The 24,636-nt window shown below is 64.2% G+C and carries 21 protein-coding genes; 11 read left to right on the forward strand and 10 right to left on the reverse strand.

Features of this window, described 5'->3' with window-relative positions; genetic code table 11:
- Positions 1–42: 42 nt before the first annotated feature.
- The 11 genes from G8O24_RS07180 (at position 43) to G8O24_RS07230 (ending at position 12,087) form a co-directional block, all read left to right on the forward strand.
- On the forward strand, positions 43–1,023 hold the full coding sequence (locus G8O24_RS07180) for an ABC transporter permease (RefSeq protein ID WP_188097846.1): 981 nt from the start codon (positions 43–45) through the stop codon (positions 1,021–1,023).
- Between the two features lie 2 nt (positions 1,024–1,025).
- Complete coding sequence (locus G8O24_RS07185) at positions 1,026–1,991, forward strand: ABC transporter permease (RefSeq protein WP_188097847.1); 966 nt, start codon at positions 1,026–1,028, stop codon at positions 1,989–1,991.
- A 13-nt stretch (positions 1,992–2,004) separates the two neighbouring features.
- Complete coding sequence (locus tag G8O24_RS07190; protein ID WP_188097849.1) at positions 2,005–2,991, forward strand: ABC transporter ATP-binding protein; 987 nt, start codon at positions 2,005–2,007, stop codon at positions 2,989–2,991.
- Positions 2,988–3,977: an ABC transporter ATP-binding protein gene (locus G8O24_RS07195; protein ID WP_188097851.1), complete on the forward strand. Its 990-nt coding sequence runs from the start codon at positions 2,988–2,990 to the stop codon at positions 3,975–3,977. Before G8O24_RS07190 ends, G8O24_RS07195 begins: the two co-directional genes overlap by 4 nt.
- A gap of 82 nt (positions 3,978–4,059) precedes the next feature.
- Positions 4,060–5,865: a gamma-glutamyltransferase family protein gene (locus tag G8O24_RS07200; RefSeq protein WP_188097854.1), complete on the forward strand. Its 1,806-nt coding sequence runs from the start codon at positions 4,060–4,062 to the stop codon at positions 5,863–5,865.
- 9 nt (positions 5,866–5,874) lie between these two features.
- Positions 5,875–6,585, forward strand: coding sequence for a DUF1028 domain-containing protein (locus tag G8O24_RS07205; RefSeq protein WP_188097856.1), 711 nt, complete (start codon positions 5,875–5,877; stop codon positions 6,583–6,585).
- Entirely contained in the window at positions 6,582–7,571 is a 990-nt protein-coding gene (locus G8O24_RS07210; protein ID WP_188097858.1) for an ABC transporter ATP-binding protein, read from the forward strand. The genes G8O24_RS07205 and G8O24_RS07210 overlap by 4 nt, the downstream gene beginning before the upstream one ends.
- Positions 7,571–8,671 (forward strand): ABC transporter ATP-binding protein, encoded by a 1,101-nt coding sequence (locus G8O24_RS07215; protein WP_188097860.1) that lies wholly within the window; start codon positions 7,571–7,573, stop codon positions 8,669–8,671. Before G8O24_RS07210 ends, G8O24_RS07215 begins: the two co-directional genes overlap by 1 nt.
- Positions 8,672–8,695: 24 nt before the next feature.
- Complete coding sequence (locus G8O24_RS07220) at positions 8,696–10,219, forward strand: ABC transporter substrate-binding protein (RefSeq protein ID WP_188097861.1); 1,524 nt, start codon at positions 8,696–8,698, stop codon at positions 10,217–10,219.
- A gap of 31 nt (positions 10,220–10,250) precedes the next feature.
- The gene (locus G8O24_RS07225; protein WP_188097863.1) at positions 10,251–11,192 is read left to right on the forward strand and encodes an ABC transporter permease; all 942 of its coding nucleotides are present in this window, start codon (positions 10,251–10,253) and stop codon (positions 11,190–11,192) included.
- Positions 11,193–11,196: 4 nt separating this feature from the next.
- The gene (locus G8O24_RS07230) at positions 11,197–12,087 is read left to right on the forward strand and encodes an ABC transporter permease (protein WP_188097866.1); all 891 of its coding nucleotides are present in this window, start codon (positions 11,197–11,199) and stop codon (positions 12,085–12,087) included.
- Here the strand turns inward: G8O24_RS07230 and cnbZ are convergent.
- The 10 genes from cnbZ to G8O24_RS07280 form a co-directional block, all read right to left on the reverse strand.
- On the reverse strand, positions 12,084–12,827 hold the full coding sequence (gene cnbZ / locus G8O24_RS07235) for a 2-amino-5-chloromuconate deaminase CnbZ (RefSeq protein ID WP_188097867.1): 744 nt from the start codon (positions 12,825–12,827) through the stop codon (positions 12,084–12,086). The genes G8O24_RS07230 and cnbZ overlap by 4 nt on opposite strands.
- An 8-nt stretch (positions 12,828–12,835) precedes the next feature.
- Positions 12,836–14,083 (reverse strand): adenylate/guanylate cyclase domain-containing protein, encoded by a 1,248-nt coding sequence (locus G8O24_RS07240; protein ID WP_188097870.1) that lies wholly within the window; start codon positions 14,081–14,083, stop codon positions 12,836–12,838.
- Entirely contained in the window at positions 14,080–14,469 is a 390-nt protein-coding gene (locus G8O24_RS07245; protein WP_188097872.1) for a response regulator, read from the reverse strand. Before G8O24_RS07245 ends, G8O24_RS07240 begins: the two co-directional genes overlap by 4 nt.
- Positions 14,466–17,060, reverse strand: coding sequence for a sensor histidine kinase (locus tag G8O24_RS07250; RefSeq protein ID WP_188097874.1), 2,595 nt, complete (start codon positions 17,058–17,060; stop codon positions 14,466–14,468). The genes G8O24_RS07245 and G8O24_RS07250 overlap by 4 nt, the downstream gene beginning before the upstream one ends.
- Before the next feature lie 54 nt (positions 17,061–17,114).
- Positions 17,115–18,095, reverse strand: coding sequence for an ABC transporter substrate-binding protein (locus tag G8O24_RS07255; protein WP_188097876.1), 981 nt, complete (start codon positions 18,093–18,095; stop codon positions 17,115–17,117).
- A gap of 114 nt (positions 18,096–18,209) precedes the next feature.
- Positions 18,210–21,305: a MexW/MexI family multidrug efflux RND transporter permease subunit gene (locus G8O24_RS07260; protein ID WP_188097878.1), complete on the reverse strand. Its 3,096-nt coding sequence runs from the start codon at positions 21,303–21,305 to the stop codon at positions 18,210–18,212.
- Positions 21,306–21,375: 70 nt separating this feature from the next.
- A complete protein-coding gene (locus G8O24_RS07265) occupies positions 21,376–22,569 on the reverse strand; it encodes an efflux RND transporter periplasmic adaptor subunit (RefSeq protein WP_188097880.1) in 1,194 nt (397 codons plus the stop codon).
- A gap of 2 nt (positions 22,570–22,571) precedes the next feature.
- Entirely contained in the window at positions 22,572–23,273 is a 702-nt protein-coding gene (locus tag G8O24_RS07270) for a TetR/AcrR family transcriptional regulator (protein ID WP_188098023.1), read from the reverse strand.
- Positions 23,274–23,415: 142 nt separating this feature from the next.
- Positions 23,416–24,003: a thiamine pyrophosphate-dependent enzyme gene (locus G8O24_RS07275; RefSeq protein ID WP_188097882.1), complete on the reverse strand. Its 588-nt coding sequence runs from the start codon at positions 24,001–24,003 to the stop codon at positions 23,416–23,418.
- Complete coding sequence (locus tag G8O24_RS07280; RefSeq protein WP_188097884.1) at positions 24,000–24,542, reverse strand: phosphonopyruvate decarboxylase; 543 nt, start codon at positions 24,540–24,542, stop codon at positions 24,000–24,002. The genes G8O24_RS07275 and G8O24_RS07280 overlap by 4 nt, the downstream gene beginning before the upstream one ends.
- Between the last annotated feature and the right edge of the window lie 94 nt (positions 24,543–24,636).

Here is a 24,636-nt window from a genome sequence, read left to right on the forward strand (position 1 = left end):
AACGCAATGATGCGTGCTACTGAAGAGATGTGAAAGGAACAGATGCTCGCTTTCACACTGCGCCGAGCCATTCAGGCCATCGGTGTCATGATCGCCGTCGGAATCATCGCGTTCTCGATGTTCCGCTTCGCGGGCGATCCCGTGAACCAGATGGTGGGGATGGATACGTCCGGGGCCGAGCGCGCCGCGATCCGCAAGTCGCTCGGCCTCGACGATCCCGTGATCGTGCAGTTCGGCCGCTATGTCGGCAACGCTGCGCAATTCAAGTTCGGCGTGTCCTACCAGTTCCGCCTGCCGGTGACCAATCTGCTGATGGAGCGGATGCCCGCGACGCTCGAGCTGGCCATCGTTGCCACGATCTTTGCAATGCTCAGTGGCATTCTGATGGGCGTCTATTCCGCGCTGCGGCGCGACAGCTGGCTCGCGCATGTCTTCCAGGCCGTCTCGCTGATCGGCATCTCGCTACCAACCTTCCTGATCGGCGTTCTCATGATCTACCTGTTCTCGGTGACGCTCGGCTGGCTGCCGTCGTTCGGGCGCGGCGACGTCGTGCATATCGGCTGGTGGACGACGGGTCTCTTGACCTTGTCAGGCCTGAAGGCGCTGATCATGCCTTCGATCACGCTCGGCCTATTCCAGATGACGCTGATCATGCGGCTCGTCCGCGCCGAGATGCTCGAAGTGTTGCGCACCGACTATATTCGTTTTGCCCGCGCGCGTGGGCTGACCACGCGGGCGATCCATTTCGGCCACGCACTTCGCAACACGCTGGTTCCCGTCATCACCGTGGCGGGCTTGCAATTTGGCTCGGTAATTGCTTTTGCGATCATCACGGAGACCGTGTTTCAATGGCCGGGCATGGGCCTCCTGTTCGTGCAGGCCGTTCAGAACGTCGATATCCCGATCATGGCGGCCTATCTGATGATGGTGTCCCTGATCTTCGTCACCATCAATCTCGTGGTTGATATTCTCTACACCATCGTCGATCCGCGACTGCGCTCGACGGTCAGCCGGGCGCATTAGCGATGAGCGACGCAGTCGTTTCACACAAGGTCGAAGGCCGCGGCGCGCACGCCGCGCCGGGTTGGTTCAAGCGCACCCTCGACAGTGACCTGTTCTACTCGTTCCGCCGCTCCAAGATCACCATGGTCGCGGCCGCAGTGACGCTGCTGTTCTTCCTGCTCGCGATCTTCGCCTCAGTGCTGTCGGTGCAGAACCCATTCGACCCGGCACAGCTCCAGTTGATGAATTCCCGCATCTCGCCGCTCTGGACCGCCGACGGCCAGAGCCCGTTCCTGCTCGGCACCGACGAGCAGGGACGCGACGTATTGTCCGCAATCCTCTATGGCCTGCGCATTTCGCTACTTGTCGGCGTCCTCGGTGTCGTCCTCTCCGGCGCGATCGGCATCCTGCTTGGGCTGACGGCGGGCTATTTCGGCGGCGCGGTCGACGGGCTGATCATGCGCATCGCCGACGTGCAGCTTTCCTTTCCGGCGATCCTGATCGCGCTCCTGATCAACGGGATCGCCAAATCGGTCTTCGGCAACAAGCTCGACGAGATGAGCATGCTGGCGGTTTTGGTCTTCGCAATCGGCCTGAGCTTTTGGGTGCAGTATGCGCGTACGGTGCGTGGCTCGGTCCTGGTCGAGAAGAACAAGGATTATGTCGCAGCCGCGCAATTGATCGGCCTGCCCGCCCCCGTGATCATGCTGCGCCATGTACTGCCGAATACCACGGGGCCGATCCTCGTGATCGCCACCATCAACCTCGCGCTCGCCATCATCACCGAGGCGACGCTGTCGTTCCTCGGCTCGGGCATGCCCGAGACCATGCCGTCGCTGGGCACGCTGATCCGCATCGGCAACGGCTATCTGTTCGCAGGCGAATGGTGGATCGTCGCCTTCCCCGGAATCGCGCTCGCGGCGCTGATTCTGTCGATCAATTTGCTCGGCGACTGGCTGCGCGACGCGCTCAACCCCAAGCTCAGATGAGCGTGCAGCGTCCATGACCGAACCCGTTCTCTCCGTCCGCAATCTCGAGGTCGAGTTCGCCTCTCGCCGCGGCACGCTGCGCGCCATCGACGGCGTCTCCTTCGACATCGCCAAGGGCGAGGTGCTGGGCGTGGTCGGTGAATCCGGCGCCGGCAAGTCCGTCACCGGTCTCTCGGTGATCGGCCTGATCGATCCGCCCGGGCGCATCGCCGGCGGCGAAATTCGCCTCGCTGGCCTGCGCATCGACAATCTGCCGCCGGAGGAGATGCGACGTATCCGCGGCAAGCGCATCGGCATGATCTTCCAGGATCCCCTCACCTCGCTCAATCCGCTGTACAAGGTCGGCGACCAGATCGTCGAGACGATCCGCACCCATCTCAATCTGTCCGAACAGGCGGCCCGCCGCCGCGCCATCGATCTGCTCGCCGAGGTCGGCATTCCCGCGCCGGACAAGCGCATCGACGGCTATCCCCACGAATTCTCCGGCGGCATGCGCCAGCGCGTGGTGATTGCGCTCGCGATCTGCGCCGAACCGGAGCTGATCATCGCGGACGAGCCGACCACGGCGCTCGACGTCTCCGTGCAGGCGCAGATCATCTCGCTGATCAAGCGGCTCGGCCGCGACCATGGCACGGCCGTGATGCTGGTGACCCACGACATGGGCGTGATCGCCGAGACCTCGGACCGCGTCGCGGTGATGTATGCCGGGCGCGTCGCCGAGATCGGGCCGGTGCAGGACGTCGTGCGCAATCCGCTGCACCCCTATGCCAAGGGCCTGATGGGCGCGATCCCGACCCTTGCCGGCGACGACAAGCGCCTGGTGCAGATCCCCGGCTCGATGCCGCGGCTCTCGAACATCCCGCGCGGCTGCTCGTTCAACCCGCGCTGCGGCTCCGCCTTCGATCGCTGCCGGGTGGAACGGCCGGAGCCGTTGTCGCGCGGCGCGCAATCCGTCGCCTGCCATCTCTATGACCCGGTGTCGGCGGAGACCGCGGCATGAGCACTCCCTTCGTCCAGGGCACAAATCTGCGCCGCGTCTTCGACGTTTCAAAACCGTGGCTCAACCGCGTGCTCGAAGGCGGACAGCTCGAATACCTCAAGGCCGTCGACGGCGTCACTTTCGACATCAAGAAGGGCGAGACCTTTGCGCTGGTCGGCGAGTCCGGCTCGGGCAAGACCACGGTGGCACGGATGGTGGTCGGTCTGCTGCCGCCGAGTTCCGGCGATGTGCTGATCGACGGCGTCTCGATGACGGATCCGCGGCAAAGCCAGGCGCGGCGCAAGCTGCGTCGCCGCATCCAGATGATCTTCCAGGACCCCTATGCGAGCCTCAATCCGCGCTTCCGGGTCGATGCCATCATCTCCGAGCCGATCCGCGCCTTCGACCTGATCCAGGGCGAGCGCGACATCCAGGCCCGCATCGGCGAGCTTCTCACGCTGGTCGGCCTGCATCCCGACGATCGACTGAAGTTTCCGCACGAATTCTCCGGCGGCCAGCGGCAGCGTATCGCGATCGCGCGCGCACTCGCATCTGACGCCGAATTCATCGTCTGCGACGAGCCGACCTCCGCCCTAGACGTCTCAGTGCAGGCGCAGATCCTGAACCTGATGCGCGACCTCCAGGACAAGTTCGGCCTGACCTATATGTTCATCAGCCATAACCTCGCGGTGGTCCGCCACATGGCGAGCAGGGTCGGCGTGATGTATCTGGGCCGCATCGTCGAGATTGCGGAGGGACGCGAGCTGTTTTCCCGCCCGCGCATGCCCTACACCAAGATGCTATTGGGCGCCGTGCCTGACCTTGCCATGAGTGGCCGCCAGCGCATTCCCGTGAAGGGGGAAATCCCGAACCCGATCAATCCACCGTCGGGTTGCGCCTTCAATCCGCGTTGCCCGCTGGCGTTCGACCTCTGCCGCAGGAAGACCCCGGAACTGATCGACGGCGTCGCCTGCCACGCTGTGAACACCGCGCCGGTCCCGGCATAACGCGCGCGTGCCATGCAGCCTATGCATTTGGCATCCCAGCGCCTGATGTGATCAATTGCGCGCGCCGTCAACGAGGTAACCCATGGCCAGCAACGTCAATCCCGATCCCTTCACCACGCGCCCGGAGATCGAGGGCACGTTCGGGGTTGTCGCGACCACGCATTGGATCGCGACCGCCGTCGGCATGGCCATCCTGGAAAAAGGCGGCAACGCGTTCGATGCCGGCGTCGCCGCCGCCTTCACGCTCCAGGTCGTCGAGCCGCATCTGAATGGACCCGGCGGGGACGTACCCATCATCGTCCATGACGTGAAGCGCGGCCGCACCGAGGTGATCTGCGGCCAGGGCCCAGCGCCGGCGCGGGCCACTATTGCACATTACAGAAACGAGGGCCTCGACATGGTGCCCGGCACCGGCCTGCTCGCGGCCTGCGTCCCCGGCACCTTCGAATCCTGGATGATGCTGCTGCGCGACTACGGCACGATGCGCGTGCGCGACGTGCTGGAGCCTGCAATCTCCTATGCCCGCGACGGCTACCCTCTGGTCGAGCGCGCCTGCGCCACGATCCAGACCGTCGAGCAATTGTTCCGCAAGCACTGGCCGACCTCGGCCGCGGTCTACCTGCCGAATGGCGAAGTGCCGAAGCCCGGAACGATGTTCACCAACAAGACGCTCGCCGCGACCTACGCCCGGATCCTCAGCGAAGCCGAAAGCGGCGGCGGCGGTCGCGACGCCGAGATCGAGCGTGCCCGCAAGGCCTGGTCGCAAGGCTTCGTCGCGGAGGCCATCGACAAGTTCTGCCGGACGCAGGAAGTGATGGATGTCAGCGGCTCCCCGCATCGCGGCGTTCTGTCCGCCGACGACATGGCGCGCTGGCAGCCGACGGTCGAAGCGCCGCTCACCTACGACTATGGCCGCTACACCGTCTGCAAGGCGGGCGTCTGGAGCCAGGGCCCGGTGACGCTGCAACAGCTCGCGCTGTTGAAGGGTTTTGCGCTCGATGGGCTCGATCCGACCGGGCCGGAGTTCATCCATCTCCAGATCGAATGTGCGAAGCTGGCCTTCGCCGATCGTGAGAAATTCTACGGCGATCCCAAATTCAGCGAGATCCCGATCGGAACGCTGCTGTCGGATGCGTATAACGACGGGCGCCGCAAATTGATCACCGAGAAAGCTTCGCTCGATTTCCGACCCGGCACGGTCGAGGGTCTTGGCGGCGTGGTCAAGCTGCGCCGCGCCGAAGGTCAACGCGAGGCCGTTGGAGCGCTGGGCGCCGGTGAACCAACCGTTGGCCGCTTCGGCGAGGTGCGCGGCGACACCGTGCATTTCGACATCATCGACAAGGCCGGTAACATGGTGTCTTCGACGCCATCCGGCGGCTGGCTGCAATCCTCGCCCGTCATTCCGGAGTTGGGTTTCTGTCTGGGCAGCCGCGCACAGATGTTCGATCTGGAGGAGAACCAACCCAGTTCGCTCGCACCGGGCAAGCGGCCGCGCACGACGCTGTCGCCGACCATGGCACTGCGTGACGGCGAACCTTACCTCGCCTGGGGCTCTCCCGGCGGCGACCAGCAGGACCAGTGGATCACCCAATTCTTCCTGCGCCACGTCCATTGCAATCTCAATCTCCAGGAAGCCATCGACGCGCCGGCCTGGCATTCCGAGCATTTTCCGATCTCGTTCTGGCCCCGTACCGCGCGTCCCGGCGTATTGGTGGTCGAGAACCGCGTGCCAAAAGCGACGATCGAGAACCTGCGCGAGCGCGGGCACATCGTCGAGGTCGGCCCCGACTGGTCGGAAGGCCGTCTCACCGCGGCCTCGCGCGTCGGGGTACGTCGGCGCGCCGCCGCCAACCCGCGCGGCATGCAGGGCTACGCCGCGGGACGCTGAAGGCAGCACATGACCTGGTCGCTCATCGCGCGAGATCCTGCCACCGGCCAATTCGGCATCGCGGTCGCGACCCGCTTCTTCGCTGTCGGCGCGCGCGTGCCCTATATCGCCGCCGGCCTCGGCGCCATCGCGACCCAGGCCTTCGTCAATCCCTATTACGGCATCGACGGCGTCACGCTGCTGCGTCAGGGGCTGAACGCCCACGACGTGCTCGCGGCCCTGCTCGCGACCGACGAGGGCCGCGAGAGCCGCCAGGTCCACATCATGGATGCCAGTGGCGCTATCGCCGCGCATACGGGGCGCGACTGCGTCGACTGGTGCGGACACATTTCTGGCAGCGGTTTCTCGATCGCCGGCAACATGCTCGCGGGCGCCGAGGTGCTCGCCGAGACGGCCAAGACTTACCTCGCCAATGACAGCCTGCCTTTCCCGCGCCGGCTGCTCGCATCGATGCGCGGAGGCGAAGCGGCCGGCGGCGACAAGCGCGGCAAGCAATCCGCCGCCCTCCTGATCCATGGTGAGGAGGAATGGCCGGCGCTGGACATCCGCGCCGACGATCATCCCGACCCGCTCGGCGAGCTCGAACGGCTCGAGCGCGTCAGCCATGAGCTCTGGGTGCATTTTCGGGACTCGCTTCCGACACGGCGGAATCCGGCCGGCAACACCGATCGCAGCGTCATCGACGCCAGCATCAAGGCGGCGCAGGCAACGCGAGCATGAGCACGAGCCCTCTCATCGAGATCAAGGATCTACGCATCCGCTTCCACGGAGACGACGGCCGCATCACCCATGCAGTCGACAGCGTCGATCTCAGTGTCGCCAACGGCGCAACGCTCGGTCTTGTCGGCGAATCCGGCTGCGGCAAGAGCGTGACGTCGCTGGCCATCATGGGATTGCTGCCAAAGCAAACCACGGAGATATCGGGCGCGATCCGCTTCGACGGCTTCGATCTGCTGAACACGCCGGACCAGACCTTGCGCGACCTCCGCGGCAACCGGCTCGCCATGATCTTCCAGGAGCCGATGACCTCGCTCAATCCGAGCTTCACGATCGGCGATCAGATCATCGAGACGATCCTGCGCCATCGCGGCGGCTCACGGAAGGGTGCACGGGATCGCACGGTCGAGCTGCTGCGCCGCGTCCACATCCCCTCACCCGAGCGCCGCATCGACGAATATCCACACAAGCTCTCCGGCGGCATGCGCCAGCGCGTGATGATCGCGATGGCGCTGGCCTGCGATCCCAGACTCCTGATCGCCGACGAGCCGACCACGGCGCTCGACGTCACCTTGCAGGCGCAGATTCTCGAACTCATGCGGGAGTTGAAGGCCGCGAGCGGTGCCGCCATCATCCTGATCACCCACGACCTCGGCGTGGTCGCCGAAGTCTGCGACGAGGTCGCCGTGATGTATGCCGGCGAGATCGTCGAGCGCGCGCCGGTAGACGAATTGTTCTCTGCACCGCAACACCCCTACACGGTCGGCCTGCTTGGCTCGATCCCGCGGCTCGACCATCGCGCCGAACAGCTCGCGACCATCGAAGGCATGGTGCCGAACATGGCAGAGCCGCCCGCCGGCTGCCGCTTCGCTGCCCGCTGCCCCTTTGTGCTGGAGGCCTGCACCAAGGCACCACCACCGCTCGTGGAAATCAGCCCTGGCCATGCCTCGCGCTGCATCCGCGCGCCGCTCGAACGCCTGGTGTCGTGATGGCGCTGCTCGAGGTCAATGGACTGGTCAAGCATTTCGTCGCCGAGCGCTCGCTGTTCGGGCGCGCGCTGGCGCATGTCAAAGCCGTCGATGGCGTCAGCTTTACCCTGGAAGCCGGCAAGACGCTGGCGCTGGTCGGCGAATCCGGCTGTGGCAAATCCACCGTCAGCCGTCTGGTGCTGCGGCTGATCGAGCCCGACGCAGGCAGCGTGCGCTTCGATGGCCGCGATCTGCTCTCCCTCGATGCAGACGCGCTGCGCAGATTTCGCCGCGAAGCGCAGATTATCTTCCAGGACCCTTACGCCTCGCTCAATCCGCGCATGACGGTCGGCCAGATCCTGACCGAGCCGCTGGCGCTGCACGACCTCCTTCCGCCGGCGCAGCGTCGTGAGCGTGTCGCGGAGATCTTGCGGCTGGTCGGGCTGGAGCCACGGCTCGAGCGCCGCTATCCGCACGAATTTTCCGGCGGCCAGCGCCAGCGCATCGCCATTGCGCGCGCACTCGCGGTCGAACCGAAGCTGATCATTTGCGATGAGCCGGTCTCGGCGCTCGACGTCTCGATCCGCTCGCAGATCCTGAACCTCCTGCGCGAGCTCCAGGACCGGCTTGGCCTTGCCTATATCTTCGTCTCGCACGATCTCGCCGTCGTCAAGCACATCGCCGACAAGGTCGCGGTGATGAATCTCGGCCAGATCGTCGAGACGGCGGAGGCTGACGCGCTGTTCGCAGCGCCCCGCCATCCCTACAGCCGCGCCTTGCTGTCGGCGATACCAGTGCCCAAACCGCGGGCAAAAAGCAGCCGGATTGTGCTGCAAGGGGAGATTCCCAGCGCGCTGAACCCGCCGCCGGGATGCCGTTTCCACACCCGTTGTCCCTATGTCGTCGATCGCTGCCGCAGCGAAATGCCACAGCTTGTGACAGATGGCATCGGACATGCAGCGGCCTGCCACCGAACGCCGGAATTGCCGTCTTCGGAGGCGCTCGTTCCATCCGACGGCGGATTCTCGCCGGTCCTTGAAAAATTGGTCGCGGCCTTCGGCAGCGGCCCGGAAGCAGCCCGCGGCGGCGGGGTTAGTTCATTGAGAACCGACCTGACCTAACCCGCGAAACAGAGGTTGAAAACGATGAGCTTCGTGCGTTTGACAATCCTGGCGTCGGCCCTGCTGGCCTCGCTCGTGGGCGCAGCCCAAAGCCAGGTCCAGGCCCAGACCACCCTTCGCATCGGCATCGCCGAGGACCCCGACATCCTGGATCCCAGCATCGGCCGCACCTATGTCGGCCGCATCGTCTTCTCCGCCTTCTGCGACAAGCTGTTCGACATCGACGAGAAGCTCAACATCGTGCCGCAGCTCGCGCTGTCCTACGAGACCTCGCCCGATGGCCTGGCGATGACGATCAAGCTTCGGCCCAACGTCAAATTTCACGACGGCGAGCCGCTCGATGCGGAAGCCGCCAAATTCTCGATCGAGCGTCACATGACGCTGCCGACCTCGTTCCGCAAGTCGGAGCTCGCCAGCGTCGATCATGTCGAGGTGGTCGATCCCCTCACCATCAAGCTGGTCTTGAAGACGCCCTATTCGCCCCTGATCGCGCAGCTCACCGACCGGTCCGGCATGATGGTGTCGCCGAAGGCGGCGAAGGAGGCCGGCGACAAGTTCGGCCTGCATCCGGTGTGCGCGGGACCTTACAAGTTCGTCGAGCGCGTCCAACAGGACCGCATGGTGTTCGAGAAATTCACCGACTACTGGAACAAGGACAACGTCCATATCGATCGCGTGGTGTTCCTACCGATCATCGATTCGACCGTGCGGCTTGCGAACCTGAAATCGGGCGCACTCGATCTGATCGAGCGCGTGCTCGCCACCGACATCAAGGACGTCCGCTCAGATCCCAAGCTCGTGCTGTCGACCGCGCCGGAGCTGGGTTATCAAGGCCTCACCATCAACATCGGCAACGACAAGGCGAAGGGGCCGCTGAGCCAGTCCGCGAAGGTGCGCCAGGCGCTCGACCTTTCCATCGACCGCGAAGCCATCAACCAGGTGGTATTCAACGGCGAGTTCACTCCCGGCAATCAATGGGTCAGCCCGACCCATCCCTATTATCAGAAATCGTTCCCCATCCACGGCCGCGATATTGCCAAAGCCAAGGCGCTGCTCAAGGAAGCCGGCGTCAGCCTGCCCGTGAGCGTCGACTACATGGTCCCCAAGGGCACCGAGTACGAGGCCGTCGCCCAGGTCATCCAGTCCATGGCGGCGGAGGCAGGCTTCGACATCAAGATCCGCGCGGTCGAGTTCGCGACGACTTTCAAGCAGGCGCAAGCAGGCGAATTCCAGGTCTTCCAGATCAACTGGAGCGGCCGCATCGATCCCGACGGCAACTCCTACATCTTCATGCGCAGCAAGGCGCCGCAGAACGATGGCGGCTATTCCAATCCTGAAGCCGACAAGCTCATGGAAGACGGCCGGGCGACCTCCAACGTCGACGAGCGTAAGGCGATCTATCAGAAGCTGACCAAGGTCCTGCTCGACGACCTGCCCATCATCTACATCTATCATCGCACGCTTCTGATCGCGCATACGAAGAAACTGGAGGGATACCGGCAGATGCCCGACGGGCTGGTGCGCGTGGTCGGGTTGAAGTTCAAGTGAACGCGACCTTGCCCCGGACGCGAGCCGCGCCATGCTGAACTTCCTCGCCCGCCGCATCGCGCAGATCGTGCCGACACTGTTCTTCGTGTCGGTGCTGATCTTCTCGCTGCAGCAATTGCTACCGGGTGATCCCGCGCTCGTCATGGCAGGCGAGGAGCGTGATCCCGCGGTGATCGAGCAGATCCGCCAGCAGTACAAGCTCGATCAGCCGATCCCCGTGCAGTACGTCTACTGGCTCAAGGGCGTGCTATCAGGCAATTTCGGCGAGTCGCTGCGCAACAAGATGCCGGTGCGTGAATTGATCGCACAGAAGCTGCCGGTGACGCTCCAGCTCGGCACGATGGCAATCCTGATCGCGTTCTTCATCGGCATTCCCGCCGGCATCGTCTCCGCGGTGAAGAAGGGCACCGCATGGGACTATGGAGCGAACCTGTTTGCGCTCTGGGGCATCTCCACACCAAACTTCTGGCTCGGGATCCTGCTCATCTTCCTGTTCTCGATCGAGCTCGGCTGGCTGCCCGCCTCGGGCTACGTGCCGCTCACCGAGAACTGGCGCATGAGCCTGGCTGCCACCATCATGCCGGCCTTCGTGCTCGGCAATGCGATTTCCGCGATCCTGATGCGACATACCCGCAGCGCCATGCTTCAGGTGCTGGAGAGCGATTACGTCCGCACCGCGCGTGCCAAAGGCCTCTCGGAGCGCTCGGTGATCCTCAAGCACGCCATGCGCAACGCGCTGACGCCGATCATCACGCTCGGCGCACTCGAACTCGGCACGCTGCTGTCCGGTGCGGTCCTGACCGAGCAGATCTTCTCCATTCCGGGCTTCGGCAAGCTGATCGTCGACGCCGTCTTCAACCGCGACTACGCAGTGGTCCAGGGCGTGGTGCTGGTGACGGCCACGGTCTACATCACGCTGAACCTGGTTGCCGACGTCGCCTACATCCTCGTCAATCCGCGGCTGCGGGGCTAGCGCCATGAGCGACGCCGCACTGCCCTCCGCCCGCTCGACCGCACAAGCCCACGAGCTCGACAGTCCGGCGCGCCGAGCCCGGCGACGGCTGTTCAAGCGCAAGGCCGCCGTATTCGGCCTCGCCGCGCTCACCATCTTCATCACCCTGGCGCTGCTCGCCCCGCTCATCGTGCCCTATGACCCGGTTGCGACGAGCTGGAGCCTGGTCCGCAAGCCGCCCACAGCGGCGCACTGGTTCGGCACCGACGAGCTCGGCCGCGACATCCTCAGCCGCGTCATCTACAGCGCGCGGGCTTCGCTGCTCGCGGGCCTGATCTCGGTCGCGATCGCGCTCGGCATCGGCGTGCCGCTTGGCCTCCTCGCCGGCTATCGCGGCGGATTCGTCGACGCGCTGATCAGTCGGATCACCGATGCGATGCTGGCCTGCCCGTTCCTGATCCTGGCGATTGCGCTGGCAGCGTTCCTCGGTCCGAGCCTCGGCAATGCCATGATCGCGATTGGCATCTCGGCCACCCCGATCTTCATTCGTCTCACCCGCGGTCAGGCGCTCAGCGTCAAGGCCGAAGACCATGTCGAGGCGGCACGCGCACTCGGCAACCCCGGCTGGCGCATCGCATTTTCGCATATCCTGCCCAACATTCTGCCCGCGCTGCTGGTGCAGGCGACCTTGTCGATCGCGGCCGCCATCATTGCCGAGGCCGCGCTGTCCTTCCTCGGCCTCGGTCAGCAGCCCCCGGCGCCATCCTGGGGCAGCATGCTCTACGCGGCGCAACGCTTCCTGACCCAGGCGCCGTGGATGGCGATCTGGCCGGGCCTGGCGATCTTCCTCGTCGTGCTCTCGCTGAACCTGCTCGGCGACGGCTTGCGCGACGCGCTCGACCCGCGGCAGCGCTAGAGCACCGTCTCCCGCATCACGCGTCGGCAATCCATCTCGTATTCGAGATCGACCACCGGCGGCCGGGCGAAGTGCCAGGTCAGGCCCGAGCGAAACGCGCCGCGGCGAACGAGCTCGTCGACGAGCGCGTGGTGAAAGTCGTGCACGGAATAGGCCTGTACGCCGGTGGCGTCCTTCCAGCCGAAGCCGAACGCGATCATCCGGTTTTCCATCTGCGACGTCGTGAAGCGCACCTTCTCGCGCAGCCCTTCCGGGCTAAGGTCACGATAGCGCACCGTGCGCTCGACATAGCTGCCGCTGCCTTCGCGCGCCTCGGCCCCGCCAGCAATCACGAAGCTTGGCGATTTTGAACGCGTCGGACGCGTGAAGGAGAACGCGTAGAATGACGGCTCAGACGGCGGATCGATCTCGGGACAGACATTGCTGCGCGCCACCGGATTGGTGGTGCCGTCGAAGATGCCCCACTCCGACAGCGTCTTGACGTAATGTAGATTGAACGCGCGAAACCCCTCTTCGCTGAAGGCCGCCGGCGAGCGCAGCTCGCAGGCGCAGAAGGCCGTGAGCGGCCGTCCCGCCTCCTGGATGAACTTCGCAGCCAGCGCGAACCCTGCCGCGAGCGGCACGAGGCGATCGAACCTGACACGCTCGATCTCAAAGCCATCATCTGCGGCAGCGCCAGCCGAATACTGGAATACGGATGGAATGAAACGGTAGTTGCCGGCAGAGAATTCGCGCGTCATGGGAACTCCTAGTCCAGTTGCATCCGGATGCCCTTGCCGCCGTTGAGCAGGCGCTTCAGGTGAAAGCCGGCGAGAGGATCGTCGGCGTGCATGCCGACCAGCGCGGCGAAGGCCGGCATGGCCGCGGCATCGCCCGCCTCCATCTTGGCAAAGGCCTCGGTATATCGTGCCGTCGCGGGCGTCTCGAATTTTTCCTGCGGCAGCGGCTCGAACGCGCGTAGCGGCTCGCTGCGTCCGCGCAGCACCAGCTCGCCGACCGGACGGCCCTGAAAATTCCCCGCTCGCTCCGCGACATTGGCGCTGACGCAGATGCGGGTGCCGAGATGCTTGTTGGCGGCCTCCAGCCGCGCCGCGGTGTTGATGGTGTCGCCATAGGCGGTGTAATCGAAGAAGCGGTTGCCCCCGAAATTTCCGACCAGTGCCGGCCCGGCGTGAATGCCGATCCGGGTGGTACCGAAATTCACGCCCCTGGCCTTCTGACGCACGCAAAACGCCTGCGCCCAACGATCGAGATCATGGGCGCATGCAACGGCACGCGTCGCATAATCCGGCTGATCGCCTGGGGCATTGAACAGCACCTGGATCGCATCGCCGATGATCTTGGCGACCGTCCCCTCATGCGCGAACACGACTTCAGTCATGCCGCCGACATATTCGTTGAGGAGTTGCCCCAGCGTCTCGGGTGCCGCGCTCTCGACCAGCGATGTGAAGCCGGTGATGTCGGTGAAGATGGTCGCAACATCGCGCCACTGGACCGCGATCCCCTCGCCGTCGCCGCCCGCCAGGCGCTTGGCGAGTTCGGGCGAGAAATGGCGGGACAGTGCAGCATGCGCGCGCTCGGCTTCCATCTGGCGCCGCCGCACCTCGCGCAGCATCTCGATATGACGGACGGTCTTCTGGATCGTGGCTTCCAGATCGAGGAAGTCGATCGGCTTGGTCAGAAAGTCGAACGCACCGCGGTTCATGGCGGTGCGGATGTTGCTCATGTCGCCATAGGCGGAGACGATGATGGTCGACTTCTTGTCCTCGGCCTCCTGGAGCTTCGCCAGCAGCGACAGCCCGTCCATCCGCGGCATGTTGATGTCGGAGACGACGAGGTCGACGAGCGGATTCTGCTCGATCGACTCCAGCGCCTCGACGCCGTCGCGCGCGAAGATGAAGTTGACCAGCCCGTCACGGATCTGCTTGCGGAACTTTTGCAGGATCAGGGCTTCCAGATCCGGCTCGTCGTCGACGAAGAGGATGGTCGGAATCATGCCGCCTGCTCGAGCCTGATATCGATCTCCTGGCGCAGCTGCGCAAAGTCGATCGGCTTGGTGAGGAGCCCCGTGGCGCCACCCTCGATCGCCTTCCGGCGCGTCTCGACGTCGCCATAGGCCGTGATCATGATGACCGGAACATGCGGATGGTCGGCGCGCACCTTGGGCAGCATGTCGAGCCCGCTCATGCCCGGCATGTTGATATCGGACAGGATCAGGATCAGCGAGGGATCCCGGACCTCCGCCGCGCGCTTGATCGCATCGGGTGCCGAAAGCACAAATTCCATATGGAATCGACCAGCGCGCAAGTCGCGCCGGAACTGCTGCCGGAACAGCGCCTCGACGTCGGGCTCGTCATCGACGACCAGGATATAAACGTTCACGTCTTGCCTCCGGAAGTGCCGCCCGCCGCCATCACGCGCGGCAGGGTAATGATGAATTCGGTGAATACATCAGGCTCGGTATTCACGTCGATGGTGCCGCCGTGCTGTTTCACGACGATGTCGTGGCTCATGGACAGGCCAAGCCCGGTGCCCTCGCCTGCCGGCTTGGTGGTGAAGAAGGGATTGAACATCTTCTCCTTCACCTCGGGCGGAATGCCCGTGCCGTTGTCGCGGATTCGGATCTCGACCTTGCCGCCGAGATTTTTCGTCGTGGCGCTCAGGGTCGGCTCGAATCCGTCAGGGCCGCTCTCTTTGCGCTTGGCCGCGGCATAGAAGCCGTTGGAAATCAGGTTGAGGAAAACGCGGGTGATTTCCTGTGGATAGACATCGACCATCCCCGCGCTCGGATCCAGGTCGCGCGCAAGCGTGACGTTGAATGACGGCCTTTCGGCGCGCGCGCCGTGATAGGCCAGGTTGAGGCTCTCCTCTACGACCGCGTTAATGTCCGCGGCGCGGTGCTCGCCGGAGCCCTCGCGCGAGTGCAGCAGCATGTTCCTGACGATGGAATCTGCGCGCCTGCCGTGCTGCACGACCTTCTCCAGGTTTCCCCGCAGCATGCCGGTCAGCTCGTCCACCTCGTTCTTCGTCTTGTCATCGAGAGAGGCGGCCTGCAAAACCTCGTTGAGCTCGTCGATCAATTCGGTCGACACCGAGGAGAAGTTATTGACGAAGTTGAGCGGGTTCTTGATCTCATGAGCGATGCCGGCCGTGAGTTGACCGAGTGAGGCCAGCTTCTCGGTCTGAACCAGGCGATCCTGGGCGGCGCGCAGATCATCGAGGGATTGCGACAGCTCTCTGGTGCGCTCCTGAACTTCCTCGAACAAGCGAACATTCTCGATCGCAATGAGCGCTTGATCTGCAAAGGTCGTGGCGAGCTCGATCTGCTTCTCGCTGAAGGGGCGCACGACATGCCGCGTCAAGACGAACACCCCGATGGGTGCTCCTTCTCGAAGGAGAGGCACACCCAGCATTGTACGCACGTTGGAGCGCCTTCGCGCGGACGAAGGAGCATACTCCGGATCGGCCTGCACATCCGGAACATGAACCGTCTTGCAATCGAGCAAGGTGCGTCCAACGACGCTTGCCCGCTCCGGCACGGAAGCAAACGTCCGAAGCTTGCTCTCCTGCTCTGCATCAAGACCGCAACTTGCCGCCAGATAAAAGGCGCCATCGCGGGGGCGGAAAATCGTTCCTTCGTCCGCGTCGCACAAGCGGGCGGCCGATCCGACCAGCGTGTCGAGCACGGTCTGCAGGTCGAACGTCGAACGGCTGATCACCTTCAGCACATCGGCGGTTGCGGTCTGCTGCTGTAGCGCTTCCCGCAGTTCGGCGGTCCGTAGCTCGACTTTCTGCTCCAGGTCGGCGTATGATTCTCGCAAGCGCTCGCCCATGTCGTTGAACTGGTTGGCGAGTTCCTCGAGCTCGTCGCCGGTCTTGATCGAGATACGCTGGGAGAAATCGCCTCCACCGATCCGCATCGCGCCGGTACGCAAGGCCTGGATCGGGCCGACCATGCGTCGGGCGAGGAAAATTCCGGCGAGCACCGCGAAGATCGATGCCGCGAGCAGCACGATCGCAAGCCGCTGCAACGAGGCGTAGAGCGAAGCATAGGCCTCCTCGACCGGCAGCTCGACGAACATGGTCCAGTGCAGCGGCTCGATCGGGGCCGAGGCAGTCAGAACCTTTTGACCCTGAATGTTGACCGCCTCCTCGAGGGCATCGGGCATGACGCCGCCGCCGGCCTGAGCGGCGCGGACCTGCGCCAGGCCCGACATGTCGGTGTTGCGTAGCACCAGGCTGATGTCGGGATGCGCGATCAGCCGTCCCTCGGGACCGACGACATAAGCGTGCCCGTGCGCGCCGACCTTGATCTGCGAGACCACGTCCCAGATCAACTTCAAATTCACTTCCGCGATGCTGACGCCAGCATCCTTCCTCGCACCGGCCAGCGCCAGCGTCATGTAGGGCTCGGATTCGCGGCGGAAATAGACCGGCCCGTAATAGACCTTGTGCGCAACGGCTTCGGTGAATTTAGGATCGCTCGACAGGTCGACGCCGCTGTCGATTGCATCCATCGCCAGCCGCGAGACGCGCAGGCGTTCCTTGCCGGTCGAATCCAGCTCGGCGAGCTCGGTGATCGCAGGCACCTGCCGCAAGAGCCGCAGCGCATCGAACTTCCGCGGCTCGATCGAGCGCGGCTCGATCGGGCCCGCCGACCACGGCAGTTGCGTGGTCCAGCCCAGTTGGCTCTCGATCTCCTTGACGAACTGGCTGATCTTGGCTGCGGCCGCCTCAGCCTGCTCGTGCTGAACCCGGATCAGGGAGGCCTTGTGTTCTCGATAATAGAAAAAGACCTCGAACAGCCCATTGGCGAGCAGCGCGACCGCAACGACGGCCACGAACAGCGCGACATATTTGGTGAACAGCCGGGTCCTGATCCCCCGTCCCGCCTCGCCGGACAACACGCCACCCCCGGCCGCGCGCGGCAGCGGGCTGGTTTGCGGGGTGTCGGGATGGACGGAAATGCTCATTCCCTCAAGCCTAGCAAGAAGGCCGGACCTTGTCTCTCGCCGCAGCGCGCAGGGTTACTCGATGACCTCGTCGGCAAGTGCCAGCATGGTCGGCGGAATTTCAAGTCCGGTCGCCTTTGCTGTCTTGAGGTTGAGCACCAGGGGATAGCGGGTCGGCTGCTCGAAGGGCAGATCGCCGGGGTTCGCCCCATTGAAGATGCGGGCGACCAGCGCTGCCGCCCGCTCGAAGGATTCCGGCAAGTCCGGTCCGTAGGACATCAGCCCTCCGTCACGCGCGAGGTCGGCATTTTCGTAGATCGCCGGTAGTTTCCGGCGGGCCGCGAACTCGAACACCCGCTTGCGGTTGAGAATGGTCAGCGCGTCGGCCACCATCAGGATGCCGTCCGGCAGATCGCCGTTCATCACGGAGAAGGCCTCCTCGAAATCGTCGGGTTCGCGGACACCCAACGCCTGCACGGTCAGCCCGAGCGCCTGGGCCGCCTTCGCGGAGGCCTGATAGCGCATTGTCATGCCGAGGTCGTCCTTGTTCCAGAGCATTGCGACCTTGGTCAATTTCGGTGACATGTCCTTGAGCAGCGACAGCCGCTTGGCGCTAAGCGTCGCGGCAACATCGGAAATCCCGGTGATTTTGCCGCCGGGGTGCGCCAAAGTCTCGATCAGCCTGGTCTCGACGGGATCACCAATGCCACTGGCCGCCACGGTCGGAATATCGGCCGCCTTGGCCGCCATAGCCGTCGGGTAGCCCATGATGACGACGGCATCGACTTTCGCAGCCTTCAGTTCTGCGATCAGCGCGGGAAGCTTGGCGACGTCGCCCAGAGCGCTGCGCGCGTCGATGGTCAGGTTCTGGCCCAGCCTGAAACCGCGCTCGTCGAGCACCTTGATCAGGATCTTGCCGCCCGGACTGGTCTCCGTGATCGGCGCGATCGGTGTCAGCGTGCCCAGCCGGAAGATCCTGCCGCTCTGAGCCTCGGCGCAACACGGCCCCGACAGCGAGACATAGCCGAGTCCTGCCAGGAATTCGCGCCGCCTCATGATGTTTTCCCTGCCCCAGGCGCAACAGCGCGCTGCGCAAGTCTAGCACGGGACCAGAAAAAAGCGGCAATGGCGATGGCCATTGCCGCTTTCCAATCCTCGATCCGGCGGACCTCAGGTCGGCCGCAGCGCCTTGGCGCCGACGTCGAGCTCAGCCACTTCTTTGTTTCGCTCTGAATCGGCCGCCGCGCGATGGTCCGTCGCCAGGACGACATAGACCGCCGGCAGCACGAACAGGGTGAACAGCGTGCCGATCGACATGCCGGCGACGACCACGAGGCCGATCGAGAAGCGGCTGGCCGCGCCGGCGCCGGAGGCGGTCAGTAGCGGGATCAGGCCGGTGACCATCGCAGCCGTCGTCATCAGGATCGGCCGAAGGCGGATGCGGGCCGACATCTCGATGGCCGAACGGCGGTCGAGCCGTTCGTTCACCTGAAGCTCGTTGGCGAACTCCACCATCAGGATGCCGTGCTTGGTGATCAGCCCGACCAGGGTGAGCAGGCCGACCTGCGTATAGATGTTCATGGTGGCTGCACCGAAGAACAGCGGGATCAGTGCGCCGACGATTGCCATCGGCACCGAGATCATGATCACGAACGGATCGCGCAAGCTCTCGAACTGCGCCGCCAGCACCAGGAAGATGATGATCAAGGCGAAACCAAAGGTGATCGCGAGCTGATTGCCCTCCTGCACGTACTGCCTGGAGTCCGCGAGATAGTCGTGGCTGAAGCCCTGGGGCAGCTTCTTGGCCTCGCCCTCGAGGAAGTCGACCGCGGCACCGACGGTGACGCCGGGCATCGGCACCGCCGAGAACGTTGCCGAGTTGAGCTGATTGTAGTGCGTCAGCGCATTCGGGTCGGTCTTGGTCCTGATCGAGACGACGGTCGACAGCGGGAGCTGCTGCCCGGTATTGGTCGTCACGTAGTAACCGCCGAGCGATTCCGGCGAAAGCCGCTCGCTGCGTGGTACCTGCGGAATCACCTGGTACGAACGGCCCTCGAGATTGAAACGGTTGATGTAGTTGCCGCCGAGCAGAACCGCGAGCGAGGAGCCGAGGTTCTGCATGTTGATGCCGAGGTCCTGCGCCTTGGTGCGGTCGATGGTGACCTCGACGTTCGGCTGATTATAGGCGAGGTCGCTGTCGGAGACGATGAACATGCCGCTCTTGCGCGCGGCGTCCTTCAGCTTCTCCATCTGCTCATAAACGGTCTGGAAACCCGCGGTGGAGTTGATGACCATCTGCACCGGCAGACCGCCCGGTCCACCCGGCAGCGGCGGCAGGTTGAAGGCGAAAGCCTGCACGCCCTCGATCTTGGAAAGCTCCGCCTGAACCAGCGGCTTCAGCGCGATCGACGAGCGCTTGCGCTCCTCCCACGGCTTGAGCAGCATGCCGGCGATGCCGCCCTGCGGACCGTTGATGCCATTCAGCACGAAGCGCAGATCAGTCTCGGGGAATTTCTGGAATTCCTTGTCAAGCTTTTCACCGTAGAAATCGACGTAGTCGATGTTGGCGTATTTCGGCGCCTTGGTCACCGCGAACACGATGCCCTGGTCCTCCTCAGGCGCCAGCTCCTTCGACGTGTGCATGTAAAGGAAACCGACGAGCCCGAGAATCGTCACCGCGAACAGGCCGGTGATGGCCTTGTAATCGAGCGAGCGATCGAGCCTGCGACCGTACCAGCGGGTCAGCGCGCCGAACACCCTGTTGACGAGCTTGGCGAAGCGGCCTTCTTCGGTGTTCTTGAGCAGCACCGAGCACATCATTGGCGACAGCGTCAGCGCGATCACGCCCGACACGATCACCGAGCCGGCGAGCGTGAAGGCGAATTCGCGGAACAACGAGCCGGTGAGGCCGCCGAGGAAGCCGATCGGGGCATACACTGCCGCGAGCGTGATGGTCATCGACACAACCGGGCCGACGATCTCACGCGCGCCTTGCAGCGACGCCTGGACCGGCGTCTTGCCTTCCTCCAGATGGCGGTGGATGTTCTCCACCACGACGATGGCGTCGTCGACGACGAGGCCGATCGCGAGCACCATCGCCAGCAGCGTCAGCAGGTTGAAGCTGAAGCCCATCGCCAGCATCAGGGTGCAGACGCCGATCATGGATAGCGGGATGGTGACGACCGGGATGATGACCGAGCGGAGCGAAGCCAGGAACAGGAAGATCACCACGATCACGATGATCACGGCCTCGCCCAGCGTCTTCTCCACCTCGTCGATCGAGGATTGGATGAACTTGGTCGAGTCGTAGGCGACCTTCATCTTCATCGACGGCGGCAGGTTGCGCTCGAGCTCGGGGAACAGCGCGCGCACGCCCTTGACCAGTGTCAGCGGATTGCCTTGCGGCGTCGCGTTCACGCCGATGAAGATCGCATGCTCGCCGTTGAAGGCGACGCTCGCGTCGGTGCTTTGCGCCGCGAGTTCGACCGTGGCGATGTCCTCCATCCGGACGAAGCCACCGTCCTTGGCCTTGACGATCATCTTCCTGAACTGGTTGACGTCGGTCAGGCTGGTGTTGGTCGAGATGTTGGAAACGATGAGATAGCCTTTGGTCTGCCCCGCCGCGGACTGGAAGTTGTTGGCCGTGATCGCAGCCGCAACATCGGACGGCGACACGCTGCGGCCGGCCATCTTCACGGGATCGAGCCAGAGCCGCATCGCAAAGGTCTGGCCACCGAGGATGTCGGCCGAAGCCACACCGTCGACGGTCGACAGCACCGGCTGCACCACGCGCGTCAGATAGTCAGAGATCGCCGAGCCCGACAGTTCTTCCGAGGAGAAGCCGAGATACATCACGGCCGTGGTCTGGCCTGTGGTCTTGGTGACGATCGGGTCGTTCGATTCCTTCGGGATCAGGTACTTGACCGAATTCGTCTTCGCCAGCACCTCGGTGAGCGCCTGGTTCGGATCAAAGTTCAACTTGATGTAGACCTGAATCGTCGAGGTGCCGAGCACCGAGGATGACGTCATGTAGTCGACGCCTTCGGCGGAGGCGACCGCCTGCTCGATCGGCGTGGTGATGAACCCCTGAATCAGGTCAGCGGACGCGCCGGGATAGACGGTCGTGATGTTGATGACCGTGTTGGACAGCTTGGGATACTGCCGGATCGGCAGCACCATCGCCGCGCGCAGCCCGATCAGCAGGATCAGCAGGCTGACAACGACCGACAGAACCGGGCGCTTGATGAAAATATCAGTAAAGGCCATCGCGGCGATCTCGATTTCTTTTGTCTCAAGAGGCGTGATCCGGCCCTGGCCGGATCACGTGAGTGTCTTGTCAGTAGCGCGGCGGCTGCGCCGGGATCTGCGGCGCCGGGTCGGTCGAGATCGCAACAGGAGCGCCCGACTGCAGCTTGAGCTGACCGACCGCAACGACCTTGTCACCGGCCTTCACGCCTTTGACGATCTCGACACGACCATTGACGCGATTGCCGGTCTGCACGAACGTGCGCACCGCGCTCAAGTTGGTCTTGCCGTCCTCTTCCTTCTTCTCGGCGATCACGAACACCGAGTCGCCGTACAGCGTGTAGTCGACGGCCGTCTCCGGAACGGTGATCACGGCTGGCTTGTCCGGCAGCACCACCGTGGTGGTCACGAACATGCCGGGCTTCAGGATCTTCTCCGGATTGGCAACAGTCGCCTGCACGCGGATGTTGCGGGTGTCGGCGGCAATTTGCGGCTCGATGGTGGTGATCTTGCCGTCGAAGGTGCGGCCCGGATAGGCGTCCACCTTGAGCCGGACCGGCTGGCCGACCTTGAGGTTGGCCGAGTCCTTTTCGGTGACCGTAAAGTTCGCCCACAGCTCCGACAGATCCGTCAGCGAGACGATGGCGGTGCCGGCGGTGAGGTACTGTCCGACCTCGACCTTGCGGACGCCAAGATCGCCAGAGAACGGCGCCCGGACGAGCTTCTGCGAGATCAGCGCTTCGGTCTTGGCGATGCCGGCCAGCGCCTGGTCGTAAGCGGCCTGCGCGGAATCGACGGTCGCCTGCGGACCAAACTGGCGCGAGGCCAATTGCTTGGCGCGATCGAGCGACAGCTGCGCGACCGTCGCCTGCGCCTTGTAGTTGGCGAGATCGCCCTGCTCCGGCGCGTCGAACAGCTGCACCAGCGGCATGCCCGCCTCGACGTGCATGCCCGGTTCGAACTTGATTTCGGTGACGCGGCCGTTGACGTCAGCAGTGACGTCAACCTGATGAACGGCGGCAAGGCCACCGACCGCGGTGAGCAGATTCGGCACCACCTCGGACTTCGCCTCGGCCGCGCTGACGAGGGTCGGCGGCGGCTTGTTGCTGGCGAAGAACTGCTTGATCATCTGGCCACGGAAATAGTTGAACCAGACAAGACCACCGACGAGCACGCCCAATAGCGTGCCGACGATGATGAACCAGAGCACCGGCCGGACCGGACGCTTGGGAGCCTTGCTGTCGATCGGTTCGCCCGAAATCTTGTGTTCGGCTACGATGTTCATTGTCATACGCTTTCTGCAATCGCCGTCTTGCCGGCACCTGCGGTCCGATCGGGGCCCAGATGCGAAGCAATTGCGGCGTCGTTAAGTCCGATACCTCTCAGGAGAAACTCACAGAGCTGCCGCCCCAGATCGCTCGCCCCGCCGTAAGCAAGGCAGGGCACGGAGGGCAGCCTGGTCAGCGCAGTGGTCATCACGGTATGATGCGCAAACCAGAACAGATTGAGCGGTTCGCTGCCACAAGCCCGCGCGTCGCCGGCGGCGACCGCGCGTTCGAGTGAGGCGACGAAAACCGCTCCGATCAGCGTCTCGATCTTGGCATATAACAGACGGGCGAACTCGCCGTCATCCAGATGACTGGTGGCCATCAGTCGCAGGCGCTGGGCCTCTTCCTGGTCCGGGCCGTCGGCGATCTCGAGGAAGTGGTCGACCATGCCACGGATCAGCTCGACCAGGGTGGCCGTCGACGGCTCCCGCTCGAGGAGCTCGGTGAGGGCCGGGTCCGCCTCGCATTCGTCACTCAGGATTTCGGCGTAGAGCGCCGCCTTGGACGGGAAATGCTTGAACAGCAGCGCCTCGGAAATGGCAGCAGCGGCCGCCACGCTCTTGGTCGTGGTGCCGTTATAGCCGTGTCGGGCAAAGCAGCGCTTTGCGGCTCCGAGGATCAACTGACGCCTCAGGTCGCTAGTCATACGCAATGAGCTCATGCTAGTGAGTAACCACTCACCCACGCCAAAGTCAAGCCGATTGCTGCGGCGCAACTTAAATGAGTGCTAACCTGTTGGAAATTGGTCACACGTTACCGCCGCGGGGCGAATGCCGCCGACGGGAACCAGATCAGGGCTGGCATCAGATCGGCTGGAAGCCGAGGTCGTCGCGGATCCGGTTGACGATGTAAGCGCCGTCCCGGCTTGGCAAAATCCGCTCGACGCTGGCGCTGTCGATCTTCACATTGGCAAACCGCGGCCCCGAGAGCTCGTGAACGGCTTTGGCGAAGACCTCGACCTCGGCCATGGTCGTGACAGCCCGGCTGTCGGCGATGCCGCAGGCCTTCGCCACGCCGACGAGGTCGGTCGCGGCGGAGGTGTGGCTGGTCTGGCCGCCGGTCTCGCCATAGGCCTCGTTGTCGAGCACTGCGATCGAGAGGTTGGACGGCTTCTGCAGGCCGATGGTGGCAAGGCTGCCCATGCCCATCAGCATTTCGCCATCGCCGGTAATGACCAGCACGGGCAGCTTTGGCTGCGCCAGCGCCAGGCCCAGCCCGATCATCGCGGCGCCGCCCATGCCGCCCCAGAGATAGAAGTTGCGAGCGTGGTCGCCGGCGGCGGTGATGTCGTTGGTGGAGGCACCGAGGCCGCCGATCGCAACCACATCCTTCCGGTTCGCAAGCAGCGTGGACACCACCTGACGGCGGTCGAGGAGATTGGCCTTGCTCATTTGGTGAAAACCTTGGCGCCGATCAGGCGCTGCGACAGCAGGACGGCGGTGGGCGTGAGTGCATTGTAGGCTTGCGCCGCGGCCGCCTCCAGCACCGCCGGCACCTCGGCTGCATGCGAGGCGCGCAGCACCTTGACGCCCGAGAGTTCGAGCACGCTCTGGGTCGTCGACCCCATCGGCACCTGCCACGGGTTGAACTCGCCCCATTCGCCGCGCATCGTTACGAGGGTGAGAAACGGAAAGCGAAGGATCGGGATCAGCGACAGCATGTTGATGCAATTGCCGACACCGCTCGACTGCATCAGCAGCACGCCGCGCTGGCCACCGGTCCAGGCACCGGCCAGCAGCGCCACGCCCTCCTCCTCCGTCGTCAGCGGAATGCCGCGCATCGAGGGTGAGGCCAGCACGCGCTGGATCAGCTTCGAATGGCCGGCATCGGGCACGTAAGGCACCTGCCGGACGTCGAAGCGTTGCAAGGTCGCGAAAATATCGTCGGGCCAGGTCGGCGCCGTGTCGGCAGCATCAGTGCGGGCGTGCATTTTCCTGTCCGGTCGGCTAGCAAGGTTCGAAGAGTGTAGACGCGTATGCGCGTCGACCAGAACAACAAAAACGGCATAACGGCTTTAACCGGCG

Source organism: Bradyrhizobium campsiandrae (assembly GCF_014529705.1).
GTDB classification, from domain to species: Bacteria; Pseudomonadota; Alphaproteobacteria; order Rhizobiales; family Xanthobacteraceae; genus Bradyrhizobium; species Bradyrhizobium campsiandrae.